We start from the raw sequence: 23,736 nt of genomic DNA, 5'->3' as shown, positions 1-23,736 counted from the left end.
CCGTTATCTCCTAAAGTGTGTCGTAGTAATCGCGAATGTGTTGAGTTTCACGATACCCTTTCTTCTTCACGTCTTTTTCAGAAGGCTCAACCGTTTCTGAAGCGCTTGCCACTTTTGTTGTTCCAGCGACAACCGCACCAGCTACGGCTGCAGTCGTTAAGCCTTTCAGGAGATCCCTACGGCTTGTGTTTATTTCTTTATTATCTTTCATCATTGCTTCCTTACCTTACGGTAGATCTTTGGAGGCTATTGCCCCTCTATCGATATGACCAAGTACTGCTCGATTACTCGTAATCAGTGACGTTTTTCACATCAATTTTTAATTTGTGCTTACTGCTTTTGGTGTTCACGCTAAAGCGCACTTGTTCCAGTGTTAAGAACGCCTCACACAGTTGAGCTGCTGGCTTATAAAAGTTCGCGCTCTCTGCGTTTTCTAGTTGCTGAGTGAAAGAGTTGAACCAAGGTGCGATGTGTTTGTTAAACACCGCTTGTTGAAGATCTTCTTCTTCACCCGTTAGCATCGACATCACTTCACAAAGTGCTGCGATGTGGTCTTCCGGCTCTTTCACATTTTCATCGCGCTCGAAACCAAGCAGTTCCAAATCGTGACGAATTTCAGCCAGTGGTTTTTCCATCATTGCACCCGTCATGTGCCATGAGCCAAACGGCATCACTTCACCACGACCGATACCAATGAAAAGATCTTGGTATTCATCTTCTAGCGCTTCGCGGTTGGAATCTTTCGCCGCTTGTTGAAGCGCAATCCACGCTTTTTGCATTGCGCTTTCTGATGGTTCAACTTCTAGAGAAGTTAGGAACTCGATCATCTCTTCACTTGGTGCGCTACGGAAAAGCGCAGACAAAACCAAGTAGATCTCTGTTCTCAGTGTTTGTTCTTGTTCTCGTTGTGTATCCACTGCGAGCTCCTAGTATTTCAGTTGTTTCATTGGGTCTTCTGCCATCGACTCAAACATGTCGATCACACGGCAGTCTTCACACATCGCGATACGATTGATCGCCGCTTCATCGGAGAAATGAGAGTGACCGCGTAACTTGTTTTGTAGCATGTCGATCATAGACTGAGGTGCGAATGGCTTATGACAGCGAATACATTCCGCGGCTTTCTCTTCGTGAATCACAACCGCTTTTTGGCGCTCTTCTTTCACCCAATTCATGCGTGGCGTTAGAGTCAGAACTTTCTCTGGACATGCCTTTTCACACAAACCACATTGAATACAATCTTGTTCAACGAATTTAAGTGATGGAGATTCACCATCAGTATGAAGTGCACGTGTTGGACAAACCGCCACGCAGCTCATACACAACGTACAATCTTTGCTCTCACAAGAAACATTGCCGTAAGGCGCGTTCGCAGGCAGTTCAACAATGTTCTCAACCGGAATACGAGAAGAAGACATCGCATCCAGCGCAGTAAACAGACGTTGACGCTTGTTACCTTGAAGATCACCAAGGGCAAGGTCGAATGAATCTGTACATAGTGTTGGTGGACCTTCACGAAGTGATTCCAAGTAAAGGATATCGATAGTCTCTTTTGCGATACCAAGTTGATCCAATAGCTCTTGCGCGATACCCACTTCGTTGTTCAGAACACGAATGATGGTTGCAGGCATAAAACGAGAAGCCGCAAATAGCACTTGCGTCGCGCCATTAACTAGAGCTGCGAACCATGTATCGATACCGATAGAAGGAAGCTCTTCAACCACAATTGGAATCACGTTATCTGGTAGCGCTTTCAGTGCCATCACATTGTAAGTCTCGTGGCGAGAACTACAGATAAGAACGATAGGATCCAGACCGCCCGCTTGCTCGTAGTTCGCTAGCGTGCGTTCAATGAATTTTTGCGTATCTTCAGGATTAGGTAGCGCGTAATGAATCGCTTCTGTCGGACAAGCCGTTGCACAAGTACCCACGCCCTGACATAGGTATGGGTTAATCTCGATGCGATGGCCCGTTTTATCGCTGCCTTCACTTGAGAGTGCGCCAGCAGGACAAGCATCCACACAACGCTCACAACCTTTCACGCCACGAGAACTGTGCGCACATAGATCTGTATCTAGACGAAAGAATTTTGGCTTATCAAACGTACCCATTAATGTTGGGATTTCTTCTAGCGCTTCTGCCAGTTTTGGATAACCGCGCCCTACTGGGTAGTAACCCGGAACCGGAACCTCTTCTGACATACAGCTACTTAGACAAAGATCGAGAACAACATCGAAACAATCACTATTGATAGCGACTTTTGCTAGGTTGCTTGTTAGACCGTTATTTTCGATAAGCACTTCAAATGTGCCTAGGAAACCAGAAACCTGAACTGAGTTTGCAAAGTACAGTTCTGGATTGGTGCCTTTCTCTCCGTCTGTAGAAAGAAGTGTCAGGCTGTTCATTTGAGATAGCTGCGCGGCTGCACTCTCAATGATGGCAGTCGGTCCAACAATCAGTGTATTACCGCCACTCTCGTAGCTCACCGTTGGTGGAATAAGATTGGTCAACTCTACGGTATTCTCAAACGCATACAGACGCGCTTTACCGTTATTGGAAGTTGCTTGTTCTAATAGTTGTTTCAACATTGCTCAGTTCCATTTATACGCATGGATAGTTTCTTCCATCTTTCATTGTAGTTAGCGCAGGCGATTCTGCTGATTAACTCGTCAGTAACTACCCCTTTTAGGTAGTCCCACCCGGGTTATCACTGCCTGTTAGGCAAATGGTCTAACTTCAACAAGAATGGTAATGAGCAACAGACAGCAAATGTCGTGCCAATTAAATATAAGCTAATTTTCAATAGGTTAGCTATTTATCCTAGAAATTGTAGGGATAAAAAAACCGACTGGGACATTTTGTCTCAGCCGGTTCATTGAGCGTTTAGTCAAAATGTACCTATTCTTTGTGTGGTATATTTTGTCCCACCTCTTCAGGGGCTAGTTTTGTCTCTAGAATATCACTTTCATTAGATACTGTATTTATATCCAGTTCTTTTTGTTCTTCGGGAATTTCGGCACCTTCAGCAAGTTCTACATCAGCCGATTCAATATCACTTTCTTCATGAGATTCAGTTGATTGTGTCGTTTCTTCTGCTGGTTCTTCTTCCGTTTTCTCTTTCACCCAATCACGAAGTGTTTCAGCCACCCCTTCAGAAAGCGACTTGAGGTTACTGTAATCATCGTCGTAATCATCCAAACCATCGCGAACGTTAAACTCTTCTGACAAGAACATCTTACGCAGTGCGGCTTTCTTAACGCTCTCTGAAGCCTCAGACACTAATAGCTGCGCTACGGACATCTCTTCAGGATCAGTAGTTTCGTTTGATGCCTGTTGAGATTCAGTCTCTGTCGCAGAAGCCTCAGTAGCTAATGCTTGCGCTTCAGTGCTTAATTCTTCATGAGCTTGTGCGGTTTCTGGTTCAGTAGATTCAACAGACTCCACGACCTTAGCGTCTGTAGGCTCGGTTGTGGTTTCTTCTAATTTACGTTTCGACCAACGGCTAAAAAAACTAGTTGCCATTTGCTCTGCCCGCTCCTTTGCGTTTCTTACGTCTTACTTCTAACAATTCACCGTGGCGCCCAATAAAGGCTTCCATCCAAGCTTGAATAGCTAACGGCATATCATTAGATAATACTAGGTTATCGCCATCCATATATTGCGCAGCGACAGTTTGAGACGCCGTAAGCAATTGAATCGTCGGTGTATCACCAGAGTCGACATTATCCATAACCAAAAAAAGCTTTGGTTGTTGCGAGCTCAGGTTAAAGCGGTAATCGGTGCGCTCGTCTTTGTGCAATTGCAGCAAGCACACGTGTTGAGTGTCTTCGGTTGGGTTAATTTCAAATCCCGTCAGTTGCCATTGGGTCGTGACCCAAATACCGGTACTGATCTCATGCTCTACAAGATCCACGCCTATCGACCATGAATCTTCATTTTTCTCGAACTGTTTCTTATCCGACATAACTCACCCAGTTTGTTCTATGTTGGCTTTAAGACAGAAAAGGACATTTTGTACTTTGCTTTCAACCATTTTAGCGGTACAAAGCAATAAACGCGCCAGATTAAGCCTTACCTTCGCTAAGCTCATAAGTTCAAAACTAGTAGAAATTCAAATTAGCACCTGTGTCATTGCTGCGATATCGCAGAATTAATCCAGAATCGAAGCAATGCCTCGCAATTTTCCTTATAACAGCTATTTTGGAATGAGAATTGCTTTGTTGTAGCGTTAAGACGAATAGACCCATTAATGAGAGCGTGTATCGGCTCTCTCATTCATTAGGACATGACTGTGGTAAAACCAAACATTATTAAAACCAGTGAAAATCCCCTACAGACCATCGAAGTAGAAGTGTTTGACGAATACGGTGAGAAGCTAACTAAGCAAATCGCCTGTGAGCGCCCTCTTACGGTGATGTTGAACTGGAAGGAAGTCGTTACGCTAATGACGCTTGGCTCTCGTCCTGAAGCGCTTGTGTTGGGTTATTTGAAGAACCAGAGCTTCTTGTCTGATCCTGAAGCGATTGAATCGGTCATTATTGACTGGGAAACGCACTCAGCTGCGGTTATCACCAAAGAAAATACTGAGCACTTAGAAGGCGCGCTGAAGAAGAAGACGGTGACGTCTGGTTGTGGTCAAGGCACTATGTATGGCAACGTGATGAAGCAGCTTGAAGATTACCAAGTGCCACAAGTGCCGCTGAAGCAATCTGAAATCTACGCGGCGCTTGAAGCATTAACGCATTACAACGATACCTACAAAAAAGCGGGCGCTGTGCATGGCTGTGCCGTGTGTAAAGGCAACGAAGTGCTGTCTTTTGTGGAAGATGTTGGTCGTCACAACGCAGTTGATACGCTAGCGGGTGAAATGTGGCTTAATCAAGAAACGGGTGAAGATAAAATTTTCTACACAACGGGGCGCCTTACATCAGAGATGGTGATTAAAGTAGCGCAGATGGGTATCCCTGTTTTACTTTCTCGCTCGGGCGTAACTCAAATGGGTTTGGATCTGGCGAAAAAGTTTGGCATCACTACTATCGCTCGTGCGAAAGGCTTACGTTTCCAAGTCTTCACTGGTGCAGAGAAGATTGATTTTGACGTGAAGGGAAATCAATAACTCATCATTAATTCACCAAATGAGTTAGACTTAAGTCATCATGTGGATTCACAAAGGATGTGAACTATGAACAACGATCAGCTGTGGAATTATCTACTCACCCCAAGCGGCATCATCGTTTCGATGATCATTACCTTCGGGCTCGTTGGGATTTATGCTTATCTAATGAGGCAATTTAAGGATTGAACGCCACAATATAGCGCTAGCAAAGCATTAGCACTAACACAGAATAGACATAAAAAAAGACCTCGCAATGAGGTCTTTTTCTTTATTCGGAAGAAGGATTAGCCTTCGATACCACGAGATTTTAGGAACTCAGAGTAAGTACCTTTAAAGTCTGTGATTTTACCATCGCGGATTTCGATGATGCGTGTTGCTAGCGAGTCTACGAATACACGGTCGTGCGATACGAAGAACAGTGTGCCTTTGTACTGCTCTAGTGCCGTATTCAATGATTCGATCGATTCCATGTCCATGTGGTTGGTTGGTTCGTCCATTAGCAGCATGTTTGGTTTGTGCATCATTAGCTTACCAAGCAGCATACGACCTTGTTCACCACCAGACAGTACTTTTACTGACTTCTTAATGTCATCTTGACCAAACAGCATACGACCTAGGAAGCTACGAACCACTTGCTCGTCATCGCCTTCTTGACGCCATTGACCCATCCAATCCGTTAGGTTTAGGTCTTCTTCGAAGTCGTGTGCGTGGTCTTGCGCGTAGTAACCGATGTTCGCGTTTTCAGACCATTTGAACTCACCTGTACGTGGTTCTAGTACACCAGCAAGCGTGTTTAGCAAGGTTGTTTTACCCACACCGTTCTCACCGATGATTGCAACGCGCTCACCAACTTCAAAAATCGCATTGAAGTTAGCAAACAGGTCGTCTTCAAAACCTTGGCTTAGGTTTTCAACAATCAGAGCGTTACGGAATAGCTCTTTAGACTGCTCAAAACGAATGAATGGGTTTTGACGGCTAGACGCTTTTACTTCGTCCAGTTTGATCTTGTCGATTTGCTTAGCACGAGATGTTGCTTGTTTTGCTTTCGATGCGTTTGCAGAGAAACGTGCAACGAACGTTTGTAGCTCAGCGATTTGTGCTTTCTTCTTCGCGTTGTCGTTTAGTAGACGTTCACGAGCTTGAGAAGCCGCTGTCATGTACTCGTCGTAGTTACCTGGGTAAACACGTAGCTCACCGTAATCCAAGTCAGCCATGTGCGTACATACTGAGTTTAGGAAGTGACGGTCGTGTGAAATGATGATCATTGTGCAGTTACGCGCGTTTAGCGTGTCTTCCAACCAACGGATAGTGTCCATATCCAAGTTGTTGGTTGGTTCGTCAAGAAGCATTACGTCTGGGTCTGCGAATAAAACCTGCGCTAGAAGCACACGAAGTTTCCAACCCGGTGCAACTTCACTCATTAGACCGAAGTGTTGCTCCATTGGAATACCTACAGCAAGAAGAAGCTCACCCGCTTTTGCTTCTGCCATGTAACCGTCCATTTCCGCGAACTGAACTTCTAGGTCAGCCACTTTCATGCCGTCTTCTTCGCTCATTTCAGCAAGTGAGTAGATACGGTCACGCTCTTGCTTCACTTCCCATAGCTCTTTATGACCCATGATTACTGTATCGATTACAGTGAATTCTTCGTATGCGAACTGGTCCTGGTTCAGTTTTGCAACGCGCTCGTTTGGATCGTAGCTTACGTTACCACTTGTTTGTTCAAGCTCACCGCTCAGGATTTTCATAAAGGTTGATTTACCACAACCGTTAGCCCCAATTAAGCCGTAGCGGTTACCTTCGCCGAACTTAACTGAGATGTTTTCAAATAGCGGCTTAGCGCCAAATTGTTGAGTAATATTCGCTGTGGAAATCAAAACCTTTACCTTAGCAATTCAAGTTTATTGGGAAAAACCGCGCAACGTTACTGCTTAAGGCTACACACTTCAAGTTTTGTTTTTATTAATTAATGAGAAAAAGCACTGTTTAGCGAACTGATTTTTGAGATTTGGCTAACATAAACCTTGCTAAATTTAAGTGTTCTCACTTTAACCGACTCAAAACTGAGACATAAATCCGTCATGACTAACCATTGACATACCCCATGAAATTGGGTTTATAGTGCGTCCCCTTTTATCAATTCCGTACGTTATTCCTTTATTAAGCGTCAGTCTCTATTAAAGAATCGAAACTAAACGTACGGTCATTGGGTAAAACTCGCATATCGCGATAAAGCAACTACACTAACTCTAACCTTCTAAGTTTTAAGAGAATTTTATGCATTTCATGGCGCGCATTTTAATGCTAGTCGGTCTCGTGCTTTCTTTACCCGCTCACGCTGAGTGGGAGTACGAATTCCAACCTGAGCCTCAAGTCTTGCCTGTAGCGCAAGAGATCACTCAGGAGATCAATAAGCTGCCAGAGCCTTTGTTTATGTCTGACCAAGACAAACGTAAGGTCAACCAACTGCTCAATGCAGTAATGAATGAGCAGCGCAAACAGACCCTTATCTTTGACCAACACCTAAAGACATACCGCGATTCTGGTGAAGACAAAGAGTGGTTTGAGACACAATCCAGTTACCTTACGGTTAACAGCCTAGGACAAAGTAAAGAGCGTTTATTAGAGCTTACTGACCCCATCACGCACGATAAACTGACCGGTTTCGGTCCTTATGGTGTCACGCAGTTTAAGCAAGAGTGGCGTCAAACTCAGCTTAACGTCGAGTACTTGGTGTTCTTCCAGATTCGTTCTTTCAAATCTCTGATTAAAGAAATCCTGATTTCACCGATTCCGGTTGTTTGGGCTGGCATCAAAGTGTTGTTTATCTATTTCGGTCTGGTCTGGTGGTTAACTAACAGCAAGCGCATCATTACTCTATTCCGCGAAACGCAGCTAGATAACATCACAAAGCCGCCAATCTGGGTTCGTTTGATTTGGTATACCAGTCGTGCGCACAGAGCAATTGCTTGGTTGATTGCGATTACGCTTTCTCTTCGTGTGCTATCAGAAATTCCTAGCTTGCAGCATCTGATTATTCTAGAAATCTTCACTTGGTGGGTTCTAGGTGGTTCTATCGCGATTAGCTTTATTCTCGAGTTTGCTTATCGCAACAGTCGCAGTACTAGCCAAGAAGTGATTGCCCTGCGCCTTTCGACCATTCGTCGTTACGTTTGGAGCGCTATTGTTGCTGGCGTAATTCTTCAAATCTCGATTCGTACGCTGGGTAAAGGCACCATCTACTCGTGGATCTACAGCGCGCTGTTCTTCTGGTTTGTATTGGTGACGCTGTCGGTATTGCGCCTATGGCGTAAAAAGGTATTTGAAGTCGCGGAGAAGCTCTCTGATCGTCCTGTGTGGGTAAACTGGTCTATTCGTCGTAAAGACACCTTGTTTCTAAGCATCATTGGTACGGCTATATGTGCCGTGTGGATTACGCTGCACAGCTTCAAACACCGTATTGTCGCAATGTTGTCTAACTACACTATGTTTAGCCAAGCGTTGGCATACTTGTTCCGCATCGAAGTTGCCAAACAAACAGGTAACAAAGGCGGTGATACCAACCTAGTAAGAATCAAAGGCGAGCAAACATTCGAGTATATTCTTCCTGGTAGCGAAGACAGCGAGTTGGTCGAGTATGCCTCAGACGAAGTCAAGCAACTGTCTAAATACCTGCTGACAGATAGTCCTGCGGTATGTGTAATTTCTGGTGAACGTGGCGTTGGTACAACGACCTTCCTTCGTACGATCCTGAACAAAGTGAAGAACGCCAAACCGCTTTATCTAAACTGCCCATATGCAGGCTACAGTGAACTACTAAAAGAACTGGCTCTACAACTTGGTTTGGAGGAAGACGCGTCTGAGATTCAGGTTCTTGCGCATTTACGTAAAAGTGATACGCCTTACCTTATTGCAGTTGATAACGCCCAGCGCTTAGTTAAACCAATGGTTGGCGGTTTAAGCGGTTTGATTAAGCTGACTAACCTACTTCGTCGTTCTAAGAAGAACCACCGCGTTGTGATGGCGATTGAGAAAGCAAGCTGGCGTTTCGTCGACCGTGCTCGTGGCGAACGTTTGTTGTTTGACTGGGTGGCGTTTATGCCGCGCTGGAGTGAAAAACAACTGTCTGCGCTGTTTGATACGCGTATTAACCAAGAGATTGAGAACCCAGTAACGTTTGATGGTCTTGTCGTCCCTAAGCAATGGGACCAAGAAGACATCACGGAAGAAGAACGTGCTAAACAAGGTTTCTACCGTATTCTGTGGCATTACTCTGATGGTAACCCGACAGTGGGCTTGCGCTTTTTCCGCTTGTCTCTGCGTCAAGACAAAGAGACGCAACAAGTGGTGGTTCGATTGTTCCATGCACCAGAGTCTCAAGAACTAGAAAAAATGCCGAAGCCAATGCTGGCAGTGCTGCGCTCAATTGTTCAGCTTGAAGTGGCATCGCCGGAAGAGTTGTCTGAATGTACTCAACTGAGTATTGCGGAAGTTATCGGTACTCTGCGCTACTTCCAAAGCCGCGGCTTTATTGAGTGGAGCGAAGACAAAGCTCGCGTGTCGGATCATTGGTTCCGTCACATTACCAACGTTCTCGACCGTCAACATTTATTGGTGAAATAACGATGAAAAAACTACTCACCGTATTAGCGTTATCGCTATTAAGCACCTCTGCATTGGCGACTGAAGAGATCGCGAGTGTGGATAATATCTCGCAAATCGCTAGCCTAATTCGTTGGAGCGGCGTGTTCTTCTCCATCATTGTGATTGCCTCAACGTGGCTACTGCTTAAGTTCATGAACTCGATGGTAGAGAGCATTGGTAGCCAGTTCGTGCAATACCGCATGGTGCTGCAAAAGCTTCAATCTTTCTTGCAGTTCTTTATCTACTTAACCGCTGGCTCTGTCGTGTTTATGATGAGCTTCCGTATTAACGATCAAATCCTTGCTTTGATTGGTGGTACGTTAGCGGTTTCGGTTGGTTTCGCATTGAAAGACCTAGCCGCATCCTTCATCGCGGGTATGACGGTTATGGTGGATCGCCCGTTCCAAGTTGGTGACCGCGTCACGTTCGAAGGTAACTACGGCGATATCATTGCGATTGGTTTGCGCTCTGTGCGTATGCGCACCCTAACCGATGACATCATTACGATTCCAAACAACAAGTTCTTGAGTGAAGTTGTCGTCAGCGGTAACTATGGTGCACTGGATATGCAGGTAGTGATTCCGTTCTATGTAGGCATGAATGAAGACATTACGTTAGCGCGTGACTTGATTCAGGAAGCGGCGTCTTCAAGCCGTTATATCCACCTACCTAAGCCGGTAACGGTTCTTGTCAAGCAGACCATTACGGATAACTACTTGGCGATTCAGTTAACGTGTAAAGCTTATGTGGTAGATACCGCCTACGAGAAGCTGTTTGAAACCGACATTACTCTTCGTGTGATGAAAGAGTTCAAAAAGCACGGTATCAATCCTCCGAAGATTGCAGTGCATACAGGTTAATTCGACGTATTCCTCTCGCGTTTAGAGAAGGACAGATACAAAAAGGGTCAGTGATTTACACTGACCCTTTTCTTTGCGCGTTACGAATTGGAATCACCGGTTAAGCGATATTCGTTACCTCAAGCAGTAGCTCGGCTTTCTTTGGCAGGTAGATACTGAACGTACTGCCTTTGCCCCATTCCGATTCAGCTTTTAGCTCGCCGCCTGTTTGACTAAGAATACTTTGCGAAACAGAAAGCCCTAGCCCGGTACCGTCGCGTTTAGTGGTATAGAACGGAGAGAAGATACGACTTAAGTTTTCTGGCTTGATACCGCAACCTTCATCAGTGACATGAATCGCAGCGCCTTTCAGTTCACCGTCTTCGATCCAATCTTCACTCACAACTGTTAGCTTACCTTTGCCGTCCATCGCGTGAATGCCATTCATCTGCAAGTTCACCAGAATCTGCAACAAGTGGTGGCGATTGATCTCAACCGAAGTATGAGCCTGTAAATCGGTGACAAACTCGATGTCGCGCTTTTTAGTGCCGGTTTTAACCAGCGTAATACTCTCATCGATAATTGGATTCACGTGCTGCCACGTAATTTCGTCTTGTACACCGCCCTGACGGCTGTATTGCAGTAAGCTGCGCGTGATATTACGAATACGGTCAATTTGAGCGTGAATCGCATCAATCTCTTCCTGAACGCGGCTTGCCTCTTCACCTAGCTCAAATTGAATCAATTCAACGTTACCCAGAATCACTGCGGTTGGATTGTTAATCTCGTGGGCGATCCCAGCAGTCAACTCACCCAGTGCGGCAAGCTTTTCGTTGACGACGAGCTTGTCACGGGTTTGGTTGAGTAGTTGAATATGAAGTTCAAGCTCTTCAGTTTTGTCTTTCAAACTCGCCGTACGTTGTTGAACTTTACCTTCCAGTTCCATGGCAGAGTTCTTCAGTTCGACTTTACGATCTTCCAAAGCATCAAGCATGTTGTCGAACTGGCGCGCCAACTGAGCCAGCTCGTGGTGTTCATCCAACCCTAATGGACCAATGCGCTTTTCTTTGCCCAACTGGACAAGCTTCACGACCTTGTAAATGCGCTCGATTGGACGGAATAGATCACGTGAGCCGCGATACACCATCACGCCAGACACCAAGAGCAGCATTAAGGTAATCAAGCTGATCTCAACGATATTGGTCATGTAGGCTTTGACGAATGGCCACATCAAGTAACCGGTGTAAAGCATACCAATGACATTATCGTACTGGTCTTTGATTGGTTGATAAGCGGTGATATACCAAGCATCGTAAACAAACGCGCGGTCGACCCATTGCTCACCTTCCGCCAATACCTTGTTGTATACCTCAGAACTTACTCGCGTACCGATAGCACGCCCCAAACGTTGGTCGCTATCTAAGGGAACGTTAGTACTAACACGAAGATCATCCAAGAATACCGTCAGAGTCCCCACTGGACGGAGGGTGTCGTTATCGCTCAAATAGATAAGATCACGAATTTGATCGACCAACACCGTGCTGTTGTTAAGCAGCAAACCGCCATCTAAGAAACCAATTAAGTCGTTCTGTTGGCTGTAAACTGGGATCACAGTTCGGCTCACCAAGCCACGCGCTTCCACTCCACCATTCTTTAGAATCGGTACTTCAGCACGTTTGGCGAGTTCAGGGTCTAGTTTTTCCAGCTCTTTTCTGTCGAGAACATCGAAGAAAGATTCGCGCTTAGTTAAATCCATAAAGCGGAATTTGTTTTCCATCGAATTAACACGTTGGAAGGACAAAAAGTCCAAACCGTAGCGTTTTTTCTGTGCAGTCACCCACTTTTGCAACTCTGCTTGTGGGACATTTTGATTCACTCGGGTTCGGAAATCATAAGAATCCGCGAACGATTTGACGTAGTTCGCCTGCTTTTGTTGCAGCAGCGTAATGCTGTTATTAGCGACACCCAAACGCTCCGATACGTCTAACAACGCGTTTTGCCACGTATAGTGAATCGACCAATAGATCGTAATGCCGATAAGGGCTATCAGCGTTAGAAAGATTGGCGCAGATGTCAAAATCAACAGTCGATAACGCACCATGGTTTTGAATCGGTACGTCCATTTAGACAATCCTTTGTGTTGCTGCCAACTACTACTCGGCATAATCCTCGTCCTCAGAATCCCACTCTTTGTATTTGCGCTCTAGCGTTTTTCGTGCCACTCCTAAATCTCGAGCCGCCGCCGACTTGTTGCCTTCGTGCAAATTAACCAATTGTTGGATATGCGCTTTTTCCACTTCTTTTAGTGTCCAAGTGTTTGGATAGCCTTCACCAGAGAACTCTTTGCCTTCTTTGAAGGTTGGCAATTCTTCACTGTGTGACACGGTAATGGAGACATTAGGTAAAGCATGACCGCCATTGAGTTCACGCCAGTGATGCGCGGGCGGTTTACCTAACAAAATACAACGCTCGATGAGGTTTTTAAGTTCGCGAATGTTACCTGGCCATTCGTACTCACTCATCGCTTCCATATCTTCATGCGCCCACTTCGGTGCTTGCATACCCAGCTCACTGGTCAGCATATTGCTGAAATATGGAACCAGTTCAAACAAGTCTGTTTTACGCTCACGTAGAGGGGCAACTTCAATCTTCAGCACGTTCAAACGGTAGTAAAGGTCGCTACGGAAGTTACCTTTGTTGACCTCTTCTTGCAGGTTGCGGTTGGTCGCCGCGACAATACGAACATCAATGCTGATTTCACGCTCAGAACCAACCGGGCGAATGGTGCGCTGCTCTAACACGCGTAGCAGTGACGCTTGCATGGACAAAGGCATCTCACCGATTTCATCAAGGAATAATGTGCCGCCATTGGCTACGCGGAAAAGACCTTCGCGAGATTTCTTAGCGCCAGTAAAAGCCCCCGAGGTATGCCCGAATAACTCACTCTCTAAAAGCTCTGGTGCAATCGCGCCACAGTTAAGTGGGACGAATGGACCTGTTCGACCGCTTGCTTGGTGAATGCCTCTCGCTACCAACTCTTTACCGGTGCCCGACTCACCTTCCACTAGGACAGATGCGCGAGACGGCGCAAATTGAGTGATCAGTTGTTTGAGCTGGCGAGTTTTTTCCGAACCGCCAATAATCTCTGAGGTGTTGTGACGCTGATAGTCACGCTTCATCGCGTATTGCATGCGTTCGTTCAAACGACGATCCATACAACGACTGACCGCTTTCAGCATCTGTTCTAGGTTAAACGGCTTGAGGATAAAGTCCGATGCACCAAGCTGTAGGGCTCGAATCGCAATTTCCAAATCCGCGTAGCCTGTCATAAAGATGACATCCGCGCGTTTATCGTCATCTTCAAACGCCTCTTCCCATTCAATCCCTGAACGCCCCGGCAGGTTGATATCCAACAGAATCAAATCGTAGTGGCGTGAGTTACGTAGCTCTTCCGCTTCTTCAATGCTGCCCGCTGTATCGACTTGAGAAAACAGCTTGCCCAGAGCCTTTTTAAGGATGGCTTGCATACCGAGTTCATCATCAACGACCAGTACTGAAAAAGCGTTGTATTGTTGGTTTGTACTAATATGGGATTGAGTAGACATATTTACCCCAGTTGGATTTGAATGGGACAGAGTGTACCAAGTTTAAACAGAGATACCCTACAAAAAGTGCGACATTTTGTACCAACGCAAATTTTTATGCAAATAAGTCCATGAATTAGCGCATAAATCAAACATTTTGATCTTGTAAAATGTTGGCATCTTGTTTGCTATATGGAGTGTCCAAGTGGTCTCAGGATGCGGGAGACATCAACGCGTAATCATCGCTTCTCGCTCCCTCACCCTAAGGTGACTTGTGATATGAGCGCGCTATGACGCTCTGGCGACTTCTTTAGTAACTCAAGACTTTAGAAGCCAAAGAATCATTGGAAAGGAAACAACTAAAATGAAAAAAATTGCGCTGACTCTAGCTGCAACGTCAATCACTCTTGTAAGCTACTCTGTTTTTTCAGCTCAAGATGGCGAACACATTCGCCTGGCAACAACAACAAGTACTTACCACTCTGGCTTACTGGACTACCTACTTCCTCAATTTGAAAAAGACACTGGCTACAAAGTGGATATCATCGCGGCGGGCACTGGTAAAGCGCTGAAGATGGGTGAAAACGGCGACGTTGATTTGGTAATGACACACGCTCCTAAAGCAGAAGGTGTGTTTGTTGAGAATGGCTACGGCGTCCTTCCACGTAAACTGATGTACAACGACTTCGTTATCGTTGGTCCTAAGTCTGACCCAGCACAAGTGAAAGATGATGCATCCGTACTCGACGTATTCAAAGAGATCGCAAACAAAGATGCAACTTTCATCTCTCGTGGCGATGATTCCGGTACACACAAAAAAGAATTGGGCATTTGGGCGCAAACTAAGATGGAACCAAACTTTGGTGGCTACCGCAGCGTAGGTCAAGGTATGGGTCCTACTCTGAATATGGCTTCAGAGATGCAAGGCTACACCATGACTGACCGTGGTACATGGTTGGCTTACCAAAACAAATTGGATCTTGCGATTCTATTCCAAGGCGACGAAAAACTGTTTAACCCATACCAAGTGATTTTGGTTAACCCAGAGCGTTACCCAACCATCAACTACCAAGGTGCGAAGGCGTTCAGTGACTGGTTAGTAAATCCGCACGGTCAAGAGCTGATCAACAGCTTCCGTCTGAATGGTAAACAATTGTTCGTTGCGAATGCTGAGACCAAATAACGCAATATGAATCTTGCTGATACAACACTAGAAGCCTTGCGCTTACTGGTGAATTTTGATGCAGACCTATGGGAGATCGTTGCGGTCTCCTTTAGTGTTTCTATTACGGCAATATCTTTGGTGGTATTGCCGTCTATTTTGATGTCCTTTGTCCTCGCCTACACCGACTTTCGTGGTAAGTGGTTCTTGCTGTCCATTGTGAACACCTTACAGGCGGTGCCAACGGTCGTAATCGGTTTGCTGCTCTACATGCTGCTATCGAGAGCGGGACCTTTAGGTGATTGGCAAATGCTGTTTACGCAAAAAGCCATGATCTTAGGGCAAATGATCGTCTGTTTTCCTGTTCTGGTTTCTATGATGCACGGTGCGCTTCAATCGAGTGACCGTCGCGCGGTTGAAACGGCGATTACGTTAGGAGCGTCAATACCTCGTATCGCTGCTACTATGATCTGGGAGACACGTTTTCCTTTATTGGCGGCTATCATTGCGGGATTCTCACGAATCGTCACAGAGGTAGGTTGTTCAATGATGGTTGGTGGCAACATTATGGGCGTAACCCGTAATATTCCAACTGCCATTGCTATGGAAAGTAGTAAAGGTGCTTTTGCGCAAGGAGTTGCATTAGGAATTGTATTACTATCGTTAGCGTTAGCGCTCAACTTCCTCTTATCGAGCATGAGAGGCAAAGGCTATCTAAGAACATGAAGCAAGCAATCGACTCGCCATCGACCCAATGTAAGGGTGAATTATGACTATAAAAATTACCGCCGAGCAATTGTCCATGCGCTTTAAAGAGCGTGTGCTTTTCCACATCCCTGAATTAGCCATTGGTCCCAACGACGCGATTTACCTAAAAGGTGACAATGGCGTTGGTAAAACCACCTTACTTAAGATCCTTGCGGGTTTGCTCAAGCCTTCAACGGGTAAAGTGGTGGCACCGAAAGATACTTGGTTGAAGAAGTGGACGCGTCGCAATGGTCGTGTTGACGTGATTTATCTCCATCAGTCTCCTTACCTTTTTGACGGCACTGTGTACGAAAACGTCGTTTATGGAGTTAAATATCAACAAGACACGGCAAAAGATAAGCGAGCTCAAGTTATTAGTGCGCTGCGCATGGTAGGGTTAGAAACCTTAGCCGACGAACACATCTCTGTATTGTCCGGCGGTGAAAAGCAACGCGTAGCAATGGCACGAGCTTGGATTTTAAAACCATCGATTTTGTTGATGGACGAACCAAGTGCCTCTCTCGACCAAGAGTCGATTGAACGTCTGGTTATCATGGCAAAAGATCTGCTTGATCGTGGCTCTAGTATTGTTGTGACTAGCCACCAAGCGAACGCGTTGACGGATTTATGTAAAAAACAGTGGTGGATTAAAGACAAGACTTTGATAGAGTCTCCACTCTTGTATGTCATACCAAAAGAAACATCCCAAGAGAACGCATATGCTTCAGCCAACACAAACTAGTTGGGTCATTTTGGCTGGTGGTCAAGCCAGCCGTATGGGTGGAAAAGACAAAGGTCTGATCGAACTGAATCAGAAGCCACTCATCGAACACGTTATCGAACGTTTATCTCCGCAAACACCACGCATTCTAATCAATGCGAACCGAAACCAAGACGCCTACCGTGCGTTTGGTTTCGTCTTCAGTGATCAATTTAAAGATTTCCCAGGTCCGATGGGCGGTATCCATGCGGGCTTGGTTCATGCAGAAACCGATTGGGTTGGCTTCGTCCCTTGCGACAGCCCACAAATCAACACCGACCTTGTTGAACGTTTTTGTAATGCAGTAAAAGAAGACACCGATATTTTGGTTGCTCATGATGGCGATCACCAACAGCCCGTCTTCACGCTTTACCACAAGCGCGTACTGCCAAAGCTGACCGCGTTTTTAGAACGAGGCGATCGTAAGATCATCCTACTCTATAAAGAGTGCAACACCAGTTACGTTGACTTTAGCGACTCACCAAACTGTTTCGTCAACTTAAATACGCCTGAAGAATTGGCGCAATTTGGACAACTCGAATCATGAAACACACGCTAAATATCCCTATTCTTGGTTTTGCTGCCTACTCTGGTACGGGCAAAACTACGCTACTTGAAGCATTACTACCAAAGTTAACCGACGCAGGTTTACGCATCGGTATGCTAAAGCATGCCCACCATAACTTCGATGTCGACCAACCGGGCAAAGACAGCCACCGCCTACGTAAAGCAGGCGCATCGCAAATGCTGATCTCTTCTCGTAACCGCTTCGCGCTGATGACAGAAACACCAGAGTCAGAATCTGAGTTTGATTACCTACTGACGCGATTTGATGAAGACAAGCTAGACGTGGTTCTAGTGGAAGGCTGCAAAAACATTGCCTTTCCTAAGATCGAATTGCACCGTGAAGAAGTCGGCAAGCCTTGGCTTTATCCAAACGATGAAAACATCATCGCGATTGCTTCAGACAGCGGCGAATTGGAATCTGAACTGCCACAAATGAACATCAACGATCTTGAAGCAATTGCCCAGTTCGTTATTCAGTATGTTCAAGAAGCGAAAGCACCAAAGAGTAAAGAGAAAGAAGGTGCTTGCTGCGATACCCTTTCTCCGGCTTTCCTTTCTGTGGTTCAAGGACAAGAAAAGATCCTATCTTTGGTGAACACAGTTGCTGAAACCGAAGCGTGCAAGATTGAAAATGCATATGGTCGTGTGCTAGCAGACCACGTGATGTCACCAGTTAACGTGCCGCAATACACCAACTCAGCGATGGATGGTTACGCTATTCGCGGTGATGACATCGAGCGCGACAACTACCAAGTGGTTGCTGAAGTGATGGCGGGTCACGCTTACGATCAACCTCTGGAAGTTGGTCAAGCGGTTAAGATCATGACGGGCGCCCCAACACCTATCAATGGTGATACCGTTGTTATGCGTGAACAGGCAACACAGCATGGCGATACAGTCACGTTCAATGGTGCAAGCATCAAAGCCGGTCAAAACGTTCGTCAAGCGGGTGAAGACTTAGCAATTGGTAGCGATGTGTTTACCGCAGGCACTCGCCTAGCCTCCCCTGAGATCGGCATGATTGCTTCTCTTGGCTTTGGTGAAGCGAATGTGTTCCGCAAGTTGAAAGTTGCTGTGTTCTCTACCGGTGACGAAGTGCAAGCGCCAGGCACAGATCAGAAAGCGAATTCAATCTACGATTCAAACCGTTTCACTATCATGGGCATGTTAGAGAAACTTGGCTGTGAAATTTTGGATTTCGGTATTCTAGAAGATAACGAGCAATTAATGATTGAAGCGCTCGAAAATGCTTCTGCGCAAGCCGACGTAGTGATGACTTCTGGCGGCGTATCCGTTGGCGATGCCGATTACATTAAGCTGGCGTTGGACAAACTGGGGCAAATTGATTTCTGGCGTATCAACATGCGTCCTGGTCGTCCGCTTGCGTTCGGTCAAATCAATGATAAACCTTTCTTTGGTTTGCCGGGTAACCCTGTGGCGGTGATGGTTTCATTCATCAACTTTGTTGAGCCTGCGCTGCGTAAGATGCAAGGTGAACAAGGCTGGAAGCCACTCAAAGTCAGTGCCATTGCCACAGAAAACCTCCGTTCTCGCCAAGGTCGTACCGAGTTTAGTCGCGGTATCTACGAACTCGACGAAACAGGTCGTCTAACGGTCCGCACAACGGGTAAACAAGGCTCTGGTATCTTGCGCTCAATGAGCGAGGCAAACTGCCTGATCGAAATCTCCCCTGCTGTTGATACAGTAAAAACGGGAGAAAGCGTGACAATTATCCCACTTCAAGGCAGAATCTAGCCCAACTAAAAATGAGAAGGTCAGCACGTCTGACCTTTTTATTGATGACAGAAAAACTTTTCAGAGAGACAGCTATGGCTCGCACCATTCTTTACACTTACAAAGACCAAGACAAAGAACTGACGTTCTCATACCAGCAACACCGCAATATTCAAGAAGCGGTTGCAGAAGCAGAAGGTATCGATATCACTGAGTTCCTAAAGATGGAGCAACAAATCGAAGCAGTATCTGATACTAAAGCGGTGCGCAACTACCGTGATAACTACTTCAGAAAATTAGGCTTTAGCAAAATCACCCTAGCTCAAAAAGAAAACTTGGGTGTAGGCAAAAAGAACAAATAAGCCAAGCTACACAGATCAAAACAAAAACTCGCGATTCGTCGCGAGTTTTTTTATACCTATTCTGTTTGTTCGTACTCTATAAGTATAAAGCCCCGTTTCACCTTAAAGGAAAACGAGGCTTTCAATATAGGTCTTATGTATTTTCGCTTACCGAAAACTCAGACGATTATTTGATGTTTAGGAACGCAGCACCACGTACGCCACCTGAATCACCATGTTTTGCTTTGATGATCTTTGGACATTTAGCGACAGAAAGCAGGTACTTAGGAATACGTTTTGGCATCTCTTCGTAAATCAGTTCGAAGTTAGATAGACCACCACCTAGTACAACAACGTGTGGGTCAGTCGCAGTAAACAGGTTCGCAAAGCAGATTGCGAGAAGCTCCATAAAACGCTCAACGTGCTCAACCGCTTTTGCTTCACCTTCTGCGTGTGACTTAATGATATCGATCGCTTTCTTCTCTTCGCCATAGTAATGCGCGTAAAGAAGCTCGAAACCACGACCAGACAGGTAGCTATCTAGACAACCTTTCTTTTCGCAACCACAACCTAGTAGAGGCGCGTTTTCGCCTAGGTGGAACCAAGCGTCGATAGGAAGACGTGTATGACCTACCTCACCCGCAACGTGGTTACGACCAGAGAATACTTTACCTTCGTAGATAAAGCCGCCGCCAAAACCCGTACCAAGGATCAAACCTAGTACAGATGGCTCGTCTTGAAGGTCTTCATCCCATGCTTCAGAAAGCGCGAAACAGTTTGCATCGTTTTCGATTTTTACGCTGCGACCGATTTTAGCTTCCAGATCCGCACGAAGTGGTTTGCCTTTTGCGGCAGGTACGTTAACCGTTAGTACGGTTGCGTCATCCGCATCTTCCATGCCAGGAAGACCAAGACCAATAGTACCTTCACAACCAAATTCCGCATCGTATTTGTTAACCAGACCTGCGATGGTTTCTACCAGCAAATCGTAGTTGTCTGTTGGTGTTGGTACACGTTCAGTTGCTACACGCTCAAGTTTTTCGTTAAACGCACCAAACTCGATTTTAGTGCCACCGACATCAAAGCCGTAATACATGCAATTCTCTCCTAAAATGCTCAAACGACTCCCAAAATATGCTGGAGTCAAAAAGATAAACTTTAGGCATTATCCATATCTGTACGCCTGCAAACCGTGACGGAATGCAGATTTATCCCCTCGTTGAAGCCAGTTGAACAACAAGCCATCAACAAAAGTTCATTCCTTAGAGTTAGCTCTCGATTTTAGCCCACTCTTTGAAACGTTTCAGATGCGGGCGAGACCAGTCGGTTTTTACTCGAGTTTTCGTCAGCATGTAGGTTTCACGGAAGGCTTCAAACCACAATTGCAGACACTCCGAAGCTTGCTCTTCACCTGCCTGTTTGAATACTAACGTCGCCACTTCTGCCGTTGATAAGTGTTGCTCGTTATCCGAGCGACGCATAATGTATTCAGACAGTGATTCCGGCTCAATAGAAAGCACAGGCAAAGATTTAAGAAACTCTGAACGGCGGAAGATCTTACGTGCCTCACGCCAACTGCCATCAATGAAGATCATTAGCCACTTTTTATCCGAGCCATCGGATATCTTCAAACGCTCTGGATTTAAGCCGTCCAACAAACGTTCAGGCTCATCCACGTAATCTGCAGGGAAGACAACCACAGGTTGATAAGCATCGTTCTCTAGCAATGCCAACATCTCTTCAGAAGGTTCGGTACGATTCCATTGATACACGTAGGTCTCTTGAATCGTATCAGCAATAAGACGCCCAGTATTACTTGGCTTAAACACTTCGTTTTCCGATACGATCAGCATGCAGGCAATATTGGATTCAATGTTTGGCTGAATCTCGCACAAACAATATTGTTCAGAAACCTGACAATAAGGACAGCGAACCACTTTACAACCGCGAGCGTTAAACGGCTTCGTTGAGATAGATTGACGGTGCTGGTATAAACGATGGAAAGCGTGGATTCTCATGGATAGAAAGTGCCAGTTGTTAGGGTCTTCATAAAGTAGAGCGCGATTCTACTTGCATAGAGGGTTAGTCTCAAGAAATGCTGATAAACGGACGGGCATTCACATTCCTTTCTTCTCGTTGAAAGATACGGTGGAGTGTTAAGGTCTTAACAAATAAGCGAATCAAACAAGGAAATTAGTGTGCCCGAAACTGCATTTAACGACCCTTCTTGGCTACGACTCAGCATCTTCATTGGTGTTTTGTTGCTGTGCACCTTGTGGGAAAACAAGCGACCGAGAAAGCACCTGACTGTCGACCGTTCATTTCGCTGGTTTAACAACCTCACATTGGTCGCACTAAATAGTGTCGTTATTGCCATAGTTATGCCGATTGCAGCCTTTCAAGCGGCCATCATCGCTTATGAAAACCATTGGGGCCTACTCAATGCTCTTGCCTTCCCGACTTGGTTAAATGTGCTGATAGCCGTTGTGCTACTCGATCTCATCATCTACCTACAGCATTTAGTCTTCCATCGAGTTAAACCTCTATGGAAGCTTCACCGCATGCATCATGCTGACTTGGATATCGATGTCACAACCGGGACACGATTCCACCCGATAGAAATCATTCTCTCTATGGTGGTAAAAATCGCCGCTGTGTTTACTTTAGGCGTCTCTCCTATTGGCATCGTTGTGTTTGAAATCGTATTGAATGCCAGCGCCATGTTTAACCATAGCAATGCAAAGCTGCCACTGCCTTGGGACGCGACGTTACGTAAGTTGGTTGTGACACCAGACATGCATCGCGTTCACCACTCCATCATCGTGCGCGAGACACATTCAAACTTTGGCTTCTTCTTGTCTATCTGGGATCGCTTGTTTGGCACATATCGAGCTCAACCGGAGTTAGGACATGATGATGTTGTGATTGGTGTTTCAGAGATTCGCGACAAAGACGAGCAAAGATTAGATAAACTGATTACCCAGCCATTTCGTTACAAAGAAAAGTCTTCCTCATGAGCCGCTCAATGAAAGTGAATGTGTTTGGAAAAGTCATGCTTGCGGAATGCAAAGATGGGGTTTGGACGCTTTATATCGATTCAGAAACATCGATAAAGCGCCCAATCAGAGATTTGGTAGTGCCGCCATTTCTAGAAGAAGATGAGTTGCTGACCTACCTCGATGATATGTATCACGAATATGCAACCGCAACTCACCCCAGTGTATTTAGGATTGAATAGAAATCTTTAGGCTTTAATCAAATTACGTTTCTTGTTTGATTGAGTGACGCCAACAAACAAGCCGATAATCCCCAAAACAATCGATGAGATGGCGAGCACACTCACGTCTTGTTGTTTATTTATGGCTGCGTATACAAATGCAATACCAAAAAAGATGGCACCAAAGCTAAAGCCTGATAGCGCAGCAAAAATACCGAAGCTCGCCAGCTCCTTAAAGTTATCCATAACACTTCCCTGTTGAAAAATACGTAATGTCAAAAAGTTAACGGAATATCTGACGAGAGTGACGATTCTTTTGCGAATTCCACAACCAAATTGATACCCCAATAGAAAATCCTAATAGCAACGTTTGCCATTGCAGTTGTCCACTGCTCTCGAAGATACCCAATCCATAGTGTGCATACGAGTTAAAGCCTACGCTGCTTAACATAATCAATAAAACTAAAACCAGCCCGGTCCGTCGATGCTTGATCAACAAATACACGGCAAGCAAATCTAGGAGACCCAAAGCACTCCAATACATGTTTAACCAGCCTGGGGCAAAATCGTAAGGCAAAAAGCCATCGACAATATTGTCGTAAAGGTGAATAACGCCACCTACTGTCAGGCAAAGGCATAGGAGAAACACTACGAATTTATCCATTATCGTTTCCTTTCCTTATCTGAATGAATGCGCAAAGCATATAGAAGTCAGCTAAACAATTGTAATTTCATGACCATTTTTGAGACCGACAGAGCCTTTAAACAGTACGTGAGGACTACGAAAGAACAATAATAAAGGTTCTCTCTTGTCGATCTACTTCTGATAAAAGCATAGCGTTTGGTTTGGGACTTCGCTTAGTTGAGAAAATTTGGCTCCTTAATGCGGAGTTGGAGTGGCGGTTTAGCCTAAATGTGTGCCCATATATACCCAAGTGACTTCAAGATGCAGGATTCAGAGCGTTGTCATTGATTCGAGAGTAAGGAAAACAACGCAGTGTAATAGCCAGCTCTTTCCAAGTTGT

23 protein-coding genes are annotated in these 23,736 nt (G+C 45.5%); 11 read left to right on the top strand and 12 right to left on the bottom strand.

Translation table 11 applies throughout. The features are described 5' to 3' along the window. Window positions 1–10: 10 nt before the first annotated feature. From MHO32_RS23410 to MHO32_RS23390, 5 genes are all read right to left on the bottom strand, one after another. The gene (locus tag MHO32_RS23410; RefSeq protein ID WP_005427585.1) at window positions 11–211 is read right to left on the bottom strand and encodes a twin-arginine translocation signal domain-containing protein; all 201 of its coding nucleotides are present in this window, start codon (window positions 209–211) and stop codon (window positions 11–13) included. Between the two features lie 73 nt (window positions 212–284). After that, window positions 285–917, bottom strand: coding sequence for a TorD/DmsD family molecular chaperone (locus tag MHO32_RS23405; RefSeq protein ID WP_005441574.1), 633 nt, complete (start codon window positions 915–917; stop codon window positions 285–287). A gap of 9 nt (window positions 918–926) precedes the next feature. After that, the gene (locus MHO32_RS23400; RefSeq protein WP_005441573.1) at window positions 927–2,588 is read right to left on the bottom strand and encodes a 4Fe-4S dicluster domain-containing protein; all 1,662 of its coding nucleotides are present in this window, start codon (window positions 2,586–2,588) and stop codon (window positions 927–929) included. A gap of 310 nt (window positions 2,589–2,898) precedes the next feature. Further along, window positions 2,899–3,522, bottom strand: coding sequence for a DUF3306 domain-containing protein (locus MHO32_RS23395; protein ID WP_047517237.1), 624 nt, complete (start codon window positions 3,520–3,522; stop codon window positions 2,899–2,901). Further along, window positions 3,512–3,964, bottom strand: a complete 453-nt coding sequence (locus tag MHO32_RS23390; RefSeq protein ID WP_009697781.1) for a DUF3305 domain-containing protein — start codon at window positions 3,962–3,964, stop codon at window positions 3,512–3,514. Before MHO32_RS23390 ends, MHO32_RS23395 begins: the two co-directional genes overlap by 11 nt. 327 nt (window positions 3,965–4,291) lie before the next feature. Here MHO32_RS23390 and MHO32_RS23385 point away from each other — a divergent pair, with 327 nt between their 5' ends. Beyond that, complete coding sequence (locus MHO32_RS23385) at window positions 4,292–5,116, top strand: formate dehydrogenase accessory sulfurtransferase FdhD (protein WP_005427802.1); 825 nt, start codon at window positions 4,292–4,294, stop codon at window positions 5,114–5,116. Window positions 5,117–5,400: 284 nt separating this feature from the next. Here MHO32_RS23385 and MHO32_RS23380 read toward each other — a convergent pair whose 3' ends face one another. Beyond that, window positions 5,401–6,993 carry an ABC-F family ATPase gene (locus tag MHO32_RS23380; protein WP_005427581.1) on the bottom strand — a complete coding sequence of 531 codons (1,593 nt, stop codon included), beginning with the start codon at window positions 6,991–6,993 and terminating at the stop codon, window positions 5,401–5,403. Between the two features lie 400 nt (window positions 6,994–7,393). Between MHO32_RS23380 and MHO32_RS23375 the strand changes: the two genes are divergently transcribed. Together MHO32_RS23375 and MHO32_RS23370 are read left to right on the top strand one after the other, a co-directional pair. Continuing rightward, entirely contained in the window at window positions 7,394–9,739 is a 2,346-nt protein-coding gene (locus tag MHO32_RS23375; protein WP_239214380.1) for an ATP-binding protein, read from the top strand. 2 nt (window positions 9,740–9,741) lie between these two features. After that, complete coding sequence (locus MHO32_RS23370; protein WP_005427576.1) at window positions 9,742–10,620, top strand: mechanosensitive ion channel family protein; 879 nt, start codon at window positions 9,742–9,744, stop codon at window positions 10,618–10,620. A 100-nt stretch (window positions 10,621–10,720) separates the two neighbouring features. On the opposite strand, the gene MHO32_RS23365 is transcribed toward MHO32_RS23370, so the two are convergent. Together MHO32_RS23365 and MHO32_RS23360 are read right to left on the bottom strand one after the other, a co-directional pair. Continuing rightward, window positions 10,721–12,763, bottom strand: a complete 2,043-nt coding sequence (locus tag MHO32_RS23365; RefSeq protein WP_017190154.1) for a sensor histidine kinase — start codon at window positions 12,761–12,763, stop codon at window positions 10,721–10,723. After that, window positions 12,753–14,204, bottom strand: coding sequence for a sigma-54-dependent transcriptional regulator (locus MHO32_RS23360; protein ID WP_005445819.1), 1,452 nt, complete (start codon window positions 14,202–14,204; stop codon window positions 12,753–12,755). The genes MHO32_RS23365 and MHO32_RS23360 overlap by 11 nt, the downstream gene beginning before the upstream one ends. A 343-nt stretch (window positions 14,205–14,547) precedes the next feature. On the opposite strand from MHO32_RS23360, the gene MHO32_RS23355 reads away from it, so the two are divergent. The 6 genes from MHO32_RS23355 to MHO32_RS23330 all read left to right on the top strand — a co-directional run bounded on the left by MHO32_RS23355 (window position 14,548) and on the right by MHO32_RS23330 (window position 19,515). Beyond that, window positions 14,548–15,366: a substrate-binding domain-containing protein gene (locus MHO32_RS23355; protein ID WP_239214377.1), complete on the top strand. Its 819-nt coding sequence runs from the start codon at window positions 14,548–14,550 to the stop codon at window positions 15,364–15,366. A gap of 6 nt (window positions 15,367–15,372) precedes the next feature. Further along, window positions 15,373–16,071: an ABC transporter permease gene (locus MHO32_RS23350; RefSeq protein WP_005445822.1), complete on the top strand. Its 699-nt coding sequence runs from the start codon at window positions 15,373–15,375 to the stop codon at window positions 16,069–16,071. A 43-nt stretch (window positions 16,072–16,114) separates the two neighbouring features. Continuing rightward, complete coding sequence (locus tag MHO32_RS23345) at window positions 16,115–16,834, top strand: energy-coupling factor ABC transporter ATP-binding protein (RefSeq protein WP_005445824.1); 720 nt, start codon at window positions 16,115–16,117, stop codon at window positions 16,832–16,834. Further along, the gene (mobA, locus tag MHO32_RS23340) at window positions 16,812–17,399 is read left to right on the top strand and encodes a molybdenum cofactor guanylyltransferase MobA (protein WP_005441549.1); all 588 of its coding nucleotides are present in this window, start codon (window positions 16,812–16,814) and stop codon (window positions 17,397–17,399) included. Before MHO32_RS23345 ends, mobA begins: the two co-directional genes overlap by 23 nt. Continuing rightward, window positions 17,396–19,174: a bifunctional molybdopterin-guanine dinucleotide biosynthesis adaptor protein MobB/molybdopterin molybdotransferase MoeA gene (locus MHO32_RS23335; RefSeq protein WP_239214375.1), complete on the top strand. Its 1,779-nt coding sequence runs from the start codon at window positions 17,396–17,398 to the stop codon at window positions 19,172–19,174. The genes mobA and MHO32_RS23335 overlap by 4 nt, the downstream gene beginning before the upstream one ends. Window positions 19,175–19,248: 74 nt before the next feature. Next, window positions 19,249–19,515, top strand: coding sequence for a DUF2960 domain-containing protein (locus tag MHO32_RS23330; protein WP_005377584.1), 267 nt, complete (start codon window positions 19,249–19,251; stop codon window positions 19,513–19,515). A gap of 166 nt (window positions 19,516–19,681) precedes the next feature. Here MHO32_RS23330 and nagK read toward each other — a convergent pair whose 3' ends face one another. Both nagK and MHO32_RS23320 read right to left on the bottom strand, forming a co-directional pair. After that, window positions 19,682–20,590 carry an N-acetylglucosamine kinase gene (gene nagK, locus MHO32_RS23325; protein WP_005445828.1) on the bottom strand — a complete coding sequence of 303 codons (909 nt, stop codon included), beginning with the start codon at window positions 20,588–20,590 and terminating at the stop codon, window positions 19,682–19,684. A 172-nt stretch (window positions 20,591–20,762) separates the two neighbouring features. Further along, window positions 20,763–21,512, bottom strand: a complete 750-nt coding sequence (locus MHO32_RS23320; RefSeq protein WP_017190151.1) for a tRNA-uridine aminocarboxypropyltransferase — start codon at window positions 21,510–21,512, stop codon at window positions 20,763–20,765. 180 nt (window positions 21,513–21,692) lie between these two features. On the opposite strand from MHO32_RS23320, the gene MHO32_RS23315 reads away from it, so the two are divergent. Together MHO32_RS23315 and MHO32_RS23310 are read left to right on the top strand one after the other, a co-directional pair. Further along, window positions 21,693–22,511: a sterol desaturase family protein gene (locus MHO32_RS23315; RefSeq protein ID WP_239214372.1), complete on the top strand. Its 819-nt coding sequence runs from the start codon at window positions 21,693–21,695 to the stop codon at window positions 22,509–22,511. Then, window positions 22,508–22,732, top strand: coding sequence for a DUF7661 family protein (locus tag MHO32_RS23310; RefSeq protein WP_239214369.1), 225 nt, complete (start codon window positions 22,508–22,510; stop codon window positions 22,730–22,732). The genes MHO32_RS23315 and MHO32_RS23310 overlap by 4 nt, the downstream gene beginning before the upstream one ends. Before the next feature lie 6 nt (window positions 22,733–22,738). Here the strand turns inward: MHO32_RS23310 and MHO32_RS23305 are convergent, their stop codons facing one another. Both MHO32_RS23305 and MHO32_RS23300 read right to left on the bottom strand, forming a co-directional pair. Continuing rightward, window positions 22,739–22,957 carry a hypothetical protein gene (locus MHO32_RS23305; RefSeq protein WP_009699322.1) on the bottom strand — a complete coding sequence of 73 codons (219 nt, stop codon included), beginning with the start codon at window positions 22,955–22,957 and terminating at the stop codon, window positions 22,739–22,741. A gap of 37 nt (window positions 22,958–22,994) precedes the next feature. Then, window positions 22,995–23,375, bottom strand: a complete 381-nt coding sequence (locus MHO32_RS23300; RefSeq protein ID WP_005445835.1) for a hypothetical protein — start codon at window positions 23,373–23,375, stop codon at window positions 22,995–22,997. Between the last annotated feature and the right edge of the window lie 361 nt (window positions 23,376–23,736).

The organism is Vibrio sp. MMH1-50 (assembly GCF_022347645.1).
In the GTDB taxonomy this organism is placed as follows: Bacteria; Pseudomonadota; Gammaproteobacteria; order Enterobacterales; family Vibrionaceae; genus Vibrio; species Vibrio harveyi.
This window is presented reverse-complemented; position numbering and strand designations above follow the sequence as displayed.